This window comes from Paenibacillus sp. NFR01 (genome assembly GCF_900111565.1).
Classification (GTDB): domain Bacteria; phylum Bacillota; class Bacilli; order Paenibacillales; family Paenibacillaceae; genus Paenibacillus_AQ.
Map to the genome: position 1 here is coordinate 899,309 of NZ_FOIK01000001.1, position 12,304 is coordinate 911,612.

Below are 12,304 nucleotides of genomic sequence, written 5' to 3' on the forward strand. Positions count from 1 at the left end.
GGAGCCACGGGCGACGCAGGTGCGACAGGCGCAACGGGAGCAACGGGCGACACTGGGGCGACAGGAGCAACCGGAGCGACGGGCGACGCAGGTGCGACAGGCGCAACTGGAGCAACGGGTGACGCAGGCGCGACAGGCGCAACGGGCGACACTGGAGCAACCGGAGCGACGGGTGTAACCGGACCAACCGGTGACACAGGAGTTACAGGTGCTACCGGCGTTACCGGTATAACTGGAGCGACAGGGGATACCGGCCCAACGGGTCTTACAGGAGCCACCGGCGCTACTGGTATAACTGGTGCAACAGGGGATACCGGAGCCACGGGTCTTACCGGTGCAACCGGGGCCACGGGCACAACCTTTACGACGGAGAACTTTTCCGCATTGCTTCCAACGATCTCAACATCGACTGCTTCGCAGTTAACCGGATGGTCGGTTGCGTCGCCATACTATGCCAGTGCTGCGTTTAACCCGACAACGGGGAACTATACGGTTCCGGAAACCGGAAGATATTCCTTTGAAGCTACGCTTAGTTACGCGACGACAGCTTCGATTACGATTTCGCTTGGCGCAGGCGTTAATCCCGCTTTTGTCATCCGCAGAACATCACCGGTCGTAACGGATCTGGTCAGCGGTTTATTCCCGCTGCTTGACGTGAATGTTGCGCTGGTATTAACCTTGCGTGCGGTTCTCGGCAATGGCACCGTTACGCTTACCGGCGAATTCGAGCTGAATGCGGGAGATGTTATCGGGGTGTTCTATGTAGCCGACGGGCTGACGATTCCCATCGATATCGGCGGAGATTCCACCGGCAGTGTATGGTCGGTTCACCGACTTTCTTAACCTTATCCTTTTGCAGGCTGCCCGCAACGTTGTTGCGGGCGGCTTTTTTGTGTGGAATTGACGAATGAGTATCCATACGTTAAACTGAAATTACGAATTAGTAAATTAGTAATTTAGTAAATATAAATCAAGCGAGGTAACCACATGAAAATTCCTACGACATTAAAGCATAAACCGGTAATCGTAACGGAGAATTACGAGCAAATCGACGGCCGCTTCCACGGCAACACGGATGCCAAAGGCCTGTCTCTCGGGCTGGCCCAATGGAACGACCGCGGCAAAATTGACATTTCGGCTAAAGTATGGCGTTATACCGGGGAGAAATGGTCCAGACAATCGGAAGAGCTTCCGCTGCACCGCGTGCTCGACCTGTCGATTCTGATCTGCCGGACCATTGAACATTTCCGGGAGGCATACCGGTATGAGGATCTGTACAATCCTGACGAACCGGTCATTGACCGGATTGGTTTGCAGGGCGATGCGATGACCGTGGCTGTCAGCACCGATAACGATAAAATCAAGGAAGATATCAAGCTGTTCAGTCAGGCGCTTAGCCAGGACGATGAACTGATCGGCGAAAGGCTGTCAACCTTGTCCGCCATCTTGAAAGAACTGGGTTATTAAAGCAAACGCATGCTTAAACAGGAGGAACTTATGGATAAGAGCAAACGCAAGGAGCTGCTGGAGGAATTCAAGCAGATCAAGACATACGCGGGCGTCGTTCAGATCACCAATACAACGAATGGCAAGATTTTTATCGACAGCTATCCTAATCTGAAAAATAAATGGTCGACCATCCAGGCGCAGCTGGAGATGGGCATGTTCGCGAACTTGGCGCTGCAGAAGGACTGGAAGCTGCTGGGTAAAGACGCCTTCGTGTATGAAGTGCTGGAGCAAAAAGACATCGAGCTCATGCATGATATGCGCTGGGAAGTCAAAGTTATGGTAAAGCCGTGGTTGGAGAAGCTCCAGCCTTACGGGGACAGAGGCTACAACCGGCTCCCTCGGGAGCCTAAATAAGGATTGAAACCGGAAGGCTCTAGGAGCTTTCCGGTTTTTTTTGTGCGCCAAAGCTGTTTGGATGCGGGGGAGATTGTGCGTTTCACGGAGCACCCCGGCTTCCGGCAAGGCATATACTGTTTCAATGAGTTCAAGCCAGGTGGAGGGAGTTCACAGGCATATGATTACTATCAGTTTATGCATGATCGTCCGCAATGAGGAGAACAGCCTTGCCCGGTGCCTGGGTAGCGTAGAGGGCATTACTGATGAAATTGTAATTGTCGACACCGGATCGACGGACAAGACCAAGGAGCTCGCCGCTTCTTTCGGCGCGGTTGTTTTTGATTTTGTCTGGATCGACCATTTTGCCGCCGCCCGGAATTTTTCATTCAGCAAAGCAACCTCCGATTATATTCTGTGGCTGGATGCGGACGACTTCATTGAAGAAAAAGACCGGCAGAAAATCCTCCGCATCAAGCATACGTTAACCCCCGATGTTGTAGCGGTATCGATGAATTACAATCTCAGCTTCGACAGCGACGGCAACGTCATTTCCAGTCTCCGCCGCAACCGGCTGGTCAAGCGGGAGTGCAACTTTCAGTGGATCGGTCCGGTGCATGAGTATCTGGAAGTGTTCGGGTATCCGCTGATGAGCGATGCGGCGATTACGCATTCCAAGGACAAGGTGCATACCGATCGCAATCTCCGCATTTACCGCGCGCGGGCGGAGGCCGGCGAAGCGTTTTCCCCGCGGGATTTGTACTACTATGCCAACGAGCTGCGGGAGAACGGCTTCTTCGAGGAAGCGGCGGATTATTATCACCGGTTTCTGGACACCGATAAGGGCTGGATTGAGGACAACTATCAGGCATGCCTTAAGCTGGCCCTATGCTACGAACAGCTGGCTCAGCCCAAACGTCAGGCCGAAGCTTTGCTGCGGACGCTGCAATACGATATTCCCCGTTCGGAATTCTGCTGCCGATATGGTGCATTTCTGTTTGGGCAAGAAAAATACAACGATGCCGCATACTGGTACGAATTGGCTACAGCACTGCCGGAACGCACCGCCAACATGGGCATGCAGGATAAAATTACAATGACCTGGCTGCCGCATCTTCAGCTCTGCTTATGTTACGACCGCCTGGGTCAGTATGAAAGGGCCTCGTACCATAATGAAGCGGCTGCGTACTACGCGCCTTCGCATCCAAGCATGAAGTATAACCGCGATTACTTCAAACAGCGGCTCGGCGCGGCGTATACGGAGCTGGAATGGCGTGCGCCGCAGGATCGGGGGCGGAACGAATGAAGACGAGCATCATTATGCTCTCCTACAACCAGAAGGACATTACGTTGAACGCCTTGGACAGCATCCGCAGGAATACTGAAGAAGATTATGAGCTGATTATCGTAGAAAACGGCTCTACCGACGGTTCTGCGGAACAACTCCGCGCGATGGACGATATCATCCTGATTGAAAATACGGAGAATCAGGGTTTTGCCCGGGGCTGCAACCAGGGGATCGGGGTCGCAAGCGGCGAACTGCTGCTTTTTCTAAACAACGATGTTATCGTTCCGCGGGGATGGCTGACGCCGCTGATCCGCTGTTTGACGGCGGACGATACGGTGGGCATGGTCGGTCCGGTGACCAACTATTCCGCGGGACATCAGCAGATACCGGTGGGGTATTCGCTGATCGGCGATATGGAGGCCTTTGCTGCCGGGCATCGGGTTCAGCATGAAGGCCGGACGCTGGAGGTAAGGAGGCTGATCGGTTTCTGCCTGTTAGTCAAACGCTCCGTGCTGGATGAAATCGGAGGCTTTGATGAGCAGTATGGACTTGGCAATTACGAGGACGACGATCTCTGCCTCCGGGCCATTCGTGCGGGTTACCGTCTGCTGGTGGTGCAGGATGCCTTCATTCATCATATTGGGCATGCCAGCACCCGTAAGCTGCCGGAGACCAGTCTTTTGAATCTGCTCGAAGAAAACGGCAAAAAAGCGGAGCTGAAATGGGGCCGTCCGATCCATCAGCTCATTTACCGCGAGAAAATCCGGTTGACGCTCGGCGTAATCAGCGAATCGGGTGAAGATTTGGAGGCGACGCTCGCTTCGTTTGCAGATCTGGCCGATGAAGTCATTCTTGTTGCACATGATTTGGAGCAGGCAGAATGGGAGAGGGCAAGCCGGTATACCGATCGAATCTATGCGATGCAGGGCGAATGGAATCGACGTTATGCGGAACAGTGGATACGGGAGATGGCGGCTGAGCCTTATATTTTTTGGGTCGAAGCCGGAGATGGACTGGATGAAACGAATCACCGCAAATTTAGCGGACTGAAGCTTAGCCTTGATGCCGATTATGATGTGGTTGCACTGCATGCCGGAGACGAACTGAGGTATATCACGCGAAAGCATCCGCTGGTACCTCTGCCGGAGGAATTACGGGCGGGTTTCGGCAAGCCCTTTTACCGCAAAGACAGTGCCGTCGCCGTTACGAATCAGAAGTCTGCAGCTGAACGGCAGGAGGGAGCGAAGCGAATGGAACTGGAGAAGAAGCAGCTTCATCAGGAGGCGCCGCAGAACCATTTGAGCAAAAAAAGTTCGTATTATCAGGGACTGAATCCGTATTTGTTGGCGCTGATCGAACCGGATGCGAAGCACGTTCTTGAAGTCGGCTGCGCCGAAGGCAACCTTGGTGCAGCGATTAAAGAACGAACCGGCGCGCAGGTAACGGGAATCGAAGTGTTCGCCAACCCTGCGGAAAAAGCGGCAGAGAAGCTGGACCGCGTCATCGTCGGCAATATCGAAACGCTGGAGCTGGATATACCTTTGGCGAGCTTCGACCATATTCTCTTCGGCGACGTACTGGAGCATCTGTTGCAGCCGTGGGAAGTATTGGAGAAGCTGAAACCGTATCTGAAGCCGGGCGGCAGTATTCTGGCCTGCATCCCGAACATCGGCCATATTTCCATTATTGAAGGGCTGCTTGCGGGGCACTGGTCTTATGCGCCGTCCGGTCTGCTGGATTCGACCCATTTCCGCTTTTTCACCGTTCACGAAATGCACCGGATGTTCCTCGAAGCGGGCTACTATATCGCGCATAGTGAGCGAATTGCCTATACCAACGAATTTTACGAGAAAATGATATCCGTATTACATGCAGGAATGGAAAACCTGGGAGCGGCAAACGAGAATTTTCCGGCAGACGCGCGGACCTATCAATATGTTGTCAAAGCCATTCCGCTGATGAAGGAAAATTAACATGGACCGGAGCAGAATATGCTTTATCACCTGCGTAAATGACGAAGAGATGTATCGACAATGTCTCGACCACATCCATGCGCTCGAGGTTCCGCCGGGCATGACCGTGGAGACTGTCGCAGTCCGGAGAGCCTCCAGCATGGCTTCAGGCTACAACGCCGCAATGCGGGCCTCCGAGGCGGCTTATAAAGTCTACTTACACCAGGATGCCTTTATTTTAAACCGCCGTTTGATCCCGGACCTGTTGGCTTTATTCGCAGCGAATCCATCACTGGGGCTGGTCGGCGTGGCCGGAGCGCAGCGGGTACCGGATAACGGAATTTGGTGGGAGGCCCCTCTTCGATACGGCAGAGTGATCGAGCTGCGCAGCTTGTACGGTTATCTTGAGTTTATGAAGGTTACGCAAGCCTATGCAGAGGTAGAGGCGATCGACGGTCTGTTGATGGCAACGCAGGCGGACCTGCACTGGCGGGAGGAATGGTTCACCGGCTGGCATCTGTACGATTCGTCGCAGTCGTTCGAATTTATCCGCGGCGGCTACCGGGTCGGCGTTCCGCGGCAGGAGACTCCTTGGGTGCTGCATGCCTGCGGCAACGAGTTCAATGCTCCGGAATATCACCGGTACAGAGAGATTTTCGTCCAGGAGTATTTGAGCGGACAACGGCAATAATCGATTAAACCCGTTAATGAATTGCATCTTCTTTCCGGCAGCGATATTATATTAATTGGGTTTTACCCTCCGAAAGGAAGATTAGAATGTCGCTGCAAATTTTTATCTTGGGCACGCTAAGCCGTGGTGAACACCATCCTTACGATATCAAGAAAAAGGTGCCCAAATCGTTAAACAACATCATTTCATATAATGACGGTACGCTTTATTATCACATCGAAGCCTTGCTGAAGAAAGGATACATCCAGAAGCTGGAGGTCGTTCAATCGGAGAATCGCCCGGAAAAAACGACCTATGGCATTACCGATCTCGGCCGGGAAGCGCTGAAGGACGAGATTTATTCCGTGTTTGACGGATTTACGGATATCCGGCGGCTTTACCCCTCGCTGTTTTTTCTGGATATGGTGGATCCGGTACGCCTTTCCGCTGTCATCGAGCGGGCGATTCAAAAGCTGAAAAACAAAATCGATCGGATCGAGCGTGCGGACCTAAGCCCGCTCCAACCCAAAGAGCGATTCCCGCTGGAATTGGTGCTGCAGCATGCGCATCAAAGCAAAAAAAATGATCTGCAATGGCTGACAGGCCTGCTGGAGCAGGTGAAGCAGCGAATGCAGGCCGGCCCGTCCCACGAATAGATCTCCATACAAAAAGAGCACACCTTCGGCCGAAGGCGTGCTCTTTTTGTTATACGCGTGATAGAGCGACAACGCACTACCATGTCCCGCGCGATGCTACCGTGCCGCTAAAATAAAACGATCTTCGGTTGACAGAATACAGGAATGTTATTACTCTAATTAGAGTAATACATATTAAGTAATTTATATTTAGTATTTGTAGAACATAAGGTGGCGGATAGCATGAGGATTGGAATTATCGGCACGGGGTATGTCGGTCTTGTTTATGGTGCCGTCATGTCCGGCTACGGACATTCGGTGATATGCATGGACAAGGATGCCGATAAAATCGAGGTTTTGAACTCCGGAAAGTCGCCCATTTATGAACCGGGGCTGGGACCGCTGCTGGAGCAGGGACTGGGCACAGGCGTGCTTTCGTTTACAACCGATATAGCACGGGGCATACAAGCGAGCGAGGTGATTTTTATTGCCGTAGGCACGCCAAGCGGGCCGGGCGGCGAGGTAGATCTGTCTTCCGTTCTGGAGACTGCCGAAACGATTGGAAAGCACATGAACGAATCGAAGATCATTGTGAGTAAATCGACGGTTCCTGTAGGTACGAACAAACAGATCAGCCGGTCTATCCGCCAAGCGTTGGAGCGAAGAGGCTTGAACTATCCGTTTGAAGTGGCCTCCAATCCGGAATTTCTCCGGCAGGGCAAGGCGGTCGCCGATTGCCAGCAGCCGTCGCGGGTCGTGATCGGTACAGACACGGAGTCGGCCAGAATGACGCTGGAGCGTCTATACTCCTGCTACGACCGCACGATCGTTCCATTTTTATTTACACAGCCGGAAACGGCGGAAATGATCAAATACGCCTCCAACGCTTTTTTGGCGGTCAAGATTTCTTTTGCCAACGAGCTAGCTCTGCTCGCCGAGAAAGTCGGCGCCGATGTGCAGGAAGTAGTGGCCGGCATGGGGATGGACGACCGCATCTCTCCGTCGTTCCTTGACCCGGGACCGGGATACGGCGGAAGCTGTTTTCCGAAGGATACGCTGGCCATTCTTGATACCGGCCAGCGCAACGGCGAACCGTTGCTTGTCATTCAAGCAGCGGTTACCGCCAATGAGAAGCAAAAGGCACGAATGGTGGGCCGAATCAAGGACGCTTTGTCTGCCGACGGCAATCTCGCGGGCAAAAATGTCGGTATTCTTGGTTTGTCCTTCAAGCCGGAGACCGACGACATCCGCAATGCGCCAAGCCATGATATTATCGAAGGTTTGCTGGATAGCGGGGCAGCGGTCCGGGTGTATTGTCCGGAAGGCATGAAGCAGGCTAAACGGAGCTGGCCGGAGCTGAATCCGGGAATTCGGTATTGCAGCAATGAGCTGGAGTGCGCCGAGGAAGCGGATGCCCTTGTGGTCGTCACGGAATGGAACCAGTTCCGCGAGCTTGCCTGGAACGATGTACGCGGACGGATGCGGAACGATCATCTCTTCGATCTGCGGAATATGTTCAGCAGAGACCAGGCGGTCCGCGGGCTTTTTCAATATCATGCTGTGGGAATGGCGGGGGCTTGAATGAAGACATATTGCGTGACGGGCGGTGCGGGTTTCATCGGTTCCCATGTATGCCGCAGACTGCTTGAAGAGGGGCACCGCGTAATCAACATCGATAATTTTTCTGAATTTTATGACTATCGCCTGAAGGTGGCGAATGTTCTCCGCGGTGCCGGATTATCCGCTGGCTTTGATTGGAAGGACAGGGAGCAGGATCTCCGCCGGCTGGAGACCATGGTCAACGAAAGACAGTACCGCTTGTGCATTGCGGACATTCGTGATCCGCATGCGCTGGATGCACTGTTCCAAAGCGAGCAGGTGGACGGCATCATCCATCTTGCGGCGCTCGCCGGCGTCAGGCCATCCATCGAAAATCCGCTGCTGTATGAAGAAGTGAATGTGCGGGGAACGATGAATTTGTTGGAAGCGATGCGCAGGCACGGGATTCGGAAATGGGTATGCGCCTCCTCGTCGTCGGTATACGGCAATCATCCGGATTCGCCGTGCTCGGAATCAGAAGCGGTCGATAAGCCGATTTCGCCGTATGCGGCAACCAAAAAGGCCTGTGAGGAAATGGGATTCACCTATCATCATTTATACGGAATTGACGTTGCCATGCTAAGGTTCTTTACCGTTTACGGACCGGGGCAGCGTCCCGATCTGGCGATCAACAAGTTCATCCGGCTGATTGAATCGGGCGACGAAGTGACCCTATACGGCGACGGGAGCACTTCCCGCGATTATACCTATATCGATGACACGGTAAACGGCATTATCCGGGCCTTGGCATATGTTGAGCAGCATGAGCAAGTCTATGAAATTGTAAACTTGGGGACAGGCGGAACCGTCTCTCTGCATACAATGGTAAAGACGATCGAAGAGGGCCTGGGAAAGCGCGCCAGACTAAAGGCGATGCCGGAGCAGGTCGGAGACGTCAATCATACCATGGCGAACATCGCCAAAGCGGCCGAGCTGTTCGGTTATGCGCCGAAGATAAGCTTTGCCGACGGGATCCGCAAGTACATTAACTGGTATAGAGGTGTTATGCAATGACGCGTTTATCCGTGGTCGCTCCGGTGTATAACGAGGAAGGCAATGTCCAAGAGCTGTACAACAGCATTACGTCGGCGCTCGCCGGAAGAATCGATAGCTATGAAATCGTGCTCGTGAACGATGGCAGCCACGATCGCAGCGCAGTTCTGTTGGATGAAATTGCCGCCGGTGATCCTAACGTCAAGATCATTCATTTTGAAAAAAACTGCGGTCAAACCGCGGCAATCTGGGCGGGGATGCGAAATTCAAAAGGTGAGCTGATCGCTTTGATCGATGCCGATCTGCAAACCGATCCGCGCGATATTTTTCGGCTGATGCCATTTATCGAAAAAATCGATTTCGTCAACGGTAAGCGCGTCGACCGCAGGGACACCGTACTGAAGAAGATATCCTCCCGCATCGGCAACGGTGTGCGCAACTGGATCACCAAAGACGATATTTACGATACCGGTTGCCCGATGAAGCTGTTCAAGCGGGAGGTAGCGGACAGTTTCTACCTGTTTAACGGCATGCACCGGTTTCTTCCGACGCTGGCCAAAATGAATGGATTTTCGGTTTTGGAGGTATCGGTCACGCATCGGGAGCGGATGCATGGAGAGTCGAAGTACGGGGTGCTGAACCGCGCTTTCGTAGGTTTTATGGATGCCATCGTCGTCGGCTGGCTCCGCAAACGGGTGATCCGCTACCGCATCAGGGGCGAATAACATGTGGTCCTCATGGCTTGGCCAATATTCGACCGGCGAAATCATTTGGATTCTGTTTGGCTTCAGCGGACAAATCATGTTTTCGATGCGCTTCATCCTGCAGTGGTGGGCCAGCGAAAAAGCGAAGCAGACGGTTATTCCGCAATCCTTCTGGATATACAGCATCCTGGGGAGCCTGGTTCTGTCCATTTATGCCATTTACCGAAAAGATCCGGTCTTCATTCTTGGACAGCTTCCCAGCGTATTTATTTATTTCCGTAACATCATTCTCAATAAGCGCAATGCCAAAAAAGAAACGAAAACCGAAACGGCAGAAACGCGTAGCATGTAAATTTAAAAGGGCTTTCCGGTTGTCGAACGACACCGGGAAGCCCTTTTTGCTGCGCACGTCAGCACTCATTCAAATTAATTTGAAGGTTTTGGCGATCTCCGGTGCATCCTCGTTGACCATCCGGCTCATCAGCTTGAGCTGCTCGCCGTATTGTTCATAATTGAAGTCGTCGCCGGACTCATTCAGAAATTCCGCCGGAGGTTCTTCCGGTGTGGAATAGGCAAAAATCAGGCCCTTGCGGTGGGCAAGGCGGATATACGGCGATTCATCGTAGCCTTCTTCGATCCATTTGGCCAGGGGCATCCGGAACACCGAAAGGGTCAGTACATCCCCGTATGTTTTTCCTTTGTATTTGAACAGGAACATGACGTCGTAAATGGATTCGGAATCCGGGTTTGCGGCGGTCTTAATGACAATATAAGGCTTCCACCAATCCGGCAGCGTCAGGCTAAATTTATACTTCTCATTACGATACACGAATTTCGTCCGTCTCCGCAAAGCGGCCGACGCCGGTTTTCTCCCTTTGACGGGAGTGACTTGCTTGGATAGCAGCGGTTTGCGTTTGCGCACAGTTGGCTTAAGCACCATTTTTTCACCCTCTTATATTTCGGATATAAGCAGGGTATGCGAATGCCCCGGTCTTTGACGGGTACAGGCGCCCGCCCGCATGAACATCTTCATCAATTGCCAAGTGGACAAATTAGGTCAATCTAGTATTCCATACGCACAATTTAGCGGATTCAAAGCTTCATATAATGAACTATAAATTGGAAAGGAGTGAAGAGAAGTGGCAAAAACTCTGTTAGATTACAATGCAACTGTCGTTACACCGATTACCAATGGCATTGTGCCTCCGATTCTGGTTCCGATTTCTCCAGCAGGTGTGCAGATTGCGGGGGTAGGGGTCTATATCGACCCGGCAGATCCGCATCATTTTCCGAACAAAGTGGAGCTGAAAGCAACCATCGGTTTTGATATCAACTTTGATTCCCCGAACATCCTCGTGCGCATCTGGCGTGCCGGCACCGAAATCTTCTACGCGCTCGCCGAATTTGATAACTTTACGTCTGATATCGACGCAGCGGTCATCAGCCTGCATACCGTGGATTTCAATGTACCTGCCGGAACGCAAAACTATCAATTGATTGTTGAAAATCAGGATACCGGCTCGATTGCTTATGTCGTCGGTCCCGTCGTATTCAGTGCAATGGCCATTGGCGGCTAATCCCTCTTTACAGGTTTGGATATCCCGTTACCGCATTTGCGGTGACGGGATTTTTTGTGGAACATTCGGCTTGGCAGCATGAGCGGTGAATCTCGCAAATTCAGGTTCCGTGCTGTATCATATGTGCTATATCAGAAAGTACTGGAGGTTACGACCCTGTTTAAGAACCGGAAGATAAACATAGAAACGGCGGCGATTCAAGAAGCGGAGCTCGCGTTGACGCTTTTCAACAATCAAAGAGCACTGTCGGCGGAAGATAAGGCCATCCGTTTGATTTCGATCGGAAGCTGTGTATTACTGATGGATCCCGGCTCTCCGGAATCGATCTATTACAACCGTGTCAAAGGCTTTGGCAGCGGCGATCTCGATAAACTGGAGCAGATTCTGGAGATTTACAGAGCGGAGGGGATAACGCCTTGTTTTGATCTGACCCCGGGAGCAGGACACGCAGAGGCGGCGGAAACGCTGGCGGCCCAGGGCTTTTATTGCGCAGATCAGCTTGTCTTTATGGCTGCGGGGGATAAAACGGAGCTAAACCTGCCTGAAGATGTGGAGATTCGGCCCGTAACCATGGAGAATGTAATGGAGTTTCTGGCGCTCGTCGTACGTTCGACTGGGAATGACCCGGGTACAGAGGTCCTGGAGCGCAAAGCAGCTTATTTTGTTCGCCCGGAATTCCGCAACTACATTGCTTATCTGGGCGGTCATGCGGCCGGGATGGGATCGCTGTTTATGACCGGAACGGCAGGCTACCTTGCCAATGACTATACCTTCCCCGATTATCGGCAGCGGGGGATTCAAAGCGCGCTTCTGCACCGCCGTATTACCGAAGCAGCAGACCTCGGTTTGACCGCCCTATATACCGACGTAGAGTTTGGTACGCCGAGCCACGATAATATGCAGCGCGCCAAGTTCCGCACGGTTTATATGAACGGGTTCTGGGTTAAGGCCTAGACGATGGCGATTGCCAAAGCGGTTTTATTTCAGGTTTGGATAAATGATTCCGTTTGCATTTTGTAGACTTTGGCAGCGCTTTATGTTACT

The 12,304-nt window shown here is 52.5% G+C and carries 13 protein-coding genes and 1 pseudogene; 13 read left to right on the forward strand and 1 reads right to left on the reverse strand.

What is annotated here, in order from left to right; translation table 11 throughout:
- From BMW84_RS25010 to BMW84_RS04080, 11 genes and pseudogenes are all read left to right on the forward strand, one after another.
- Window positions 1–843, forward strand: a pseudogene (locus BMW84_RS25010) (collagen-like protein); the annotation flags it as partial.
- Between the two features lie 144 nt (window positions 844–987).
- A complete protein-coding gene (locus BMW84_RS04035) occupies window positions 988–1,467 on the forward strand; it encodes a DUF6530 family protein (protein ID WP_091064717.1) in 480 nt (159 codons plus the stop codon).
- 30 nt (window positions 1,468–1,497) lie between these two features.
- The gene (locus tag BMW84_RS04040; protein ID WP_091064720.1) at window positions 1,498–1,863 is read left to right on the forward strand and encodes a GIY-YIG nuclease family protein; all 366 of its coding nucleotides are present in this window, start codon (window positions 1,498–1,500) and stop codon (window positions 1,861–1,863) included.
- A 160-nt stretch (window positions 1,864–2,023) separates the two neighbouring features.
- On the forward strand, window positions 2,024–3,148 hold the full coding sequence (locus tag BMW84_RS04045) for a glycosyltransferase (RefSeq protein WP_091064722.1): 1,125 nt from the start codon (window positions 2,024–2,026) through the stop codon (window positions 3,146–3,148).
- Entirely contained in the window at window positions 3,145–5,103 is a 1,959-nt protein-coding gene (locus BMW84_RS04050) for a glycosyltransferase (protein ID WP_175498662.1), read from the forward strand. The genes BMW84_RS04045 and BMW84_RS04050 overlap by 4 nt, the downstream gene beginning before the upstream one ends.
- A 1-nt stretch (window position 5,104) precedes the next feature.
- Window positions 5,105–5,773: a glycosyltransferase family protein gene (locus tag BMW84_RS04055; protein WP_091064726.1), complete on the forward strand. Its 669-nt coding sequence runs from the start codon at window positions 5,105–5,107 to the stop codon at window positions 5,771–5,773.
- Window positions 5,774–5,859: 86 nt separating this feature from the next.
- Window positions 5,860–6,408: a PadR family transcriptional regulator gene (locus BMW84_RS04060; protein ID WP_091064728.1), complete on the forward strand. Its 549-nt coding sequence runs from the start codon at window positions 5,860–5,862 to the stop codon at window positions 6,406–6,408.
- A 222-nt stretch (window positions 6,409–6,630) separates the two neighbouring features.
- The gene (locus BMW84_RS04065) at window positions 6,631–7,968 is read left to right on the forward strand and encodes a UDP-glucose dehydrogenase family protein (RefSeq protein ID WP_091064731.1); all 1,338 of its coding nucleotides are present in this window, start codon (window positions 6,631–6,633) and stop codon (window positions 7,966–7,968) included.
- Window positions 7,969–9,000, forward strand: a complete 1,032-nt coding sequence (locus BMW84_RS04070; RefSeq protein WP_091064732.1) for an NAD-dependent epimerase/dehydratase family protein — start codon at window positions 7,969–7,971, stop codon at window positions 8,998–9,000.
- The gene (locus BMW84_RS04075) at window positions 8,997–9,704 is read left to right on the forward strand and encodes a glycosyltransferase family 2 protein (protein ID WP_091064735.1); all 708 of its coding nucleotides are present in this window, start codon (window positions 8,997–8,999) and stop codon (window positions 9,702–9,704) included. Before BMW84_RS04070 ends, BMW84_RS04075 begins: the two co-directional genes overlap by 4 nt.
- A gap of 1 nt (window position 9,705) precedes the next feature.
- Entirely contained in the window at window positions 9,706–10,035 is a 330-nt protein-coding gene (locus BMW84_RS04080; RefSeq protein ID WP_091064737.1) for a lipid-A-disaccharide synthase N-terminal domain-containing protein, read from the forward strand.
- 69 nt (window positions 10,036–10,104) lie between these two features.
- Here BMW84_RS04080 and BMW84_RS04085 read toward each other — a convergent pair whose 3' ends face one another.
- Window positions 10,105–10,623 carry a hypothetical protein gene (locus BMW84_RS04085; protein ID WP_091064738.1) on the reverse strand — a complete coding sequence of 173 codons (519 nt, stop codon included), beginning with the start codon at window positions 10,621–10,623 and terminating at the stop codon, window positions 10,105–10,107.
- Window positions 10,624–10,822: 199 nt separating this feature from the next.
- Here BMW84_RS04085 and BMW84_RS04090 point away from each other — a divergent pair, with 199 nt between their 5' ends.
- Both BMW84_RS04090 and BMW84_RS04095 read left to right on the forward strand, forming a co-directional pair.
- Window positions 10,823–11,260: a hypothetical protein gene (locus tag BMW84_RS04090; RefSeq protein ID WP_091064741.1), complete on the forward strand. Its 438-nt coding sequence runs from the start codon at window positions 10,823–10,825 to the stop codon at window positions 11,258–11,260.
- Window positions 11,261–11,383: 123 nt separating this feature from the next.
- Window positions 11,384–12,214 (forward strand): GNAT family N-acetyltransferase, encoded by an 831-nt coding sequence (locus BMW84_RS04095; protein ID WP_175498663.1) that lies wholly within the window; start codon window positions 11,384–11,386, stop codon window positions 12,212–12,214.
- Window positions 12,215–12,304 lie beyond the last annotated feature (90 nt).

What these genes read in the sequence shown, in the direction of transcription:
- BMW84_RS04045 (WP_091064722.1), top strand. Translation starts at nt 2,024, where the DNA reads ATGATTACTATCAGTTTATGCATGATCGTCCGCAATGAGGAGAACAGC.
- BMW84_RS04040 (WP_091064720.1), top strand. Translation starts at nt 1,498, where the DNA reads ATGGATAAGAGCAAACGCAAGGAGCTGCTGGAGGAATTCAAGCAGATC.
- BMW84_RS04075 (WP_091064735.1), top strand. Translation starts at nt 8,997, where the DNA reads ATGACGCGTTTATCCGTGGTCGCTCCGGTGTATAACGAGGAAGGCAAT.
- BMW84_RS04050 (WP_175498662.1), top strand. Translation starts at nt 3,145, where the DNA reads ATGAAGACGAGCATCATTATGCTCTCCTACAACCAGAAGGACATTACG.
- BMW84_RS04055 (WP_091064726.1), top strand. Translation starts at nt 5,105, where the DNA reads ATGGACCGGAGCAGAATATGCTTTATCACCTGCGTAAATGACGAAGAG.
- BMW84_RS04060 (WP_091064728.1), top strand. Translation starts at nt 5,860, where the DNA reads ATGTCGCTGCAAATTTTTATCTTGGGCACGCTAAGCCGTGGTGAACAC.
- BMW84_RS04080 (WP_091064737.1), top strand. Translation starts at nt 9,706, where the DNA reads ATGTGGTCCTCATGGCTTGGCCAATATTCGACCGGCGAAATCATTTGG.
- BMW84_RS04070 (WP_091064732.1), top strand. Translation starts at nt 7,969, where the DNA reads ATGAAGACATATTGCGTGACGGGCGGTGCGGGTTTCATCGGTTCCCAT.
- BMW84_RS04085 (WP_091064738.1), bottom strand. Translation starts at nt 10,623, where the DNA reads ATGGTGCTTAAGCCAACTGTGCGCAAACGCAAACCGCTGCTATCCAAG.
- BMW84_RS04035 (WP_091064717.1), top strand. Translation starts at nt 988, where the DNA reads ATGAAAATTCCTACGACATTAAAGCATAAACCGGTAATCGTAACGGAG.
- BMW84_RS04065 (WP_091064731.1), top strand. Translation starts at nt 6,631, where the DNA reads ATGAGGATTGGAATTATCGGCACGGGGTATGTCGGTCTTGTTTATGGT.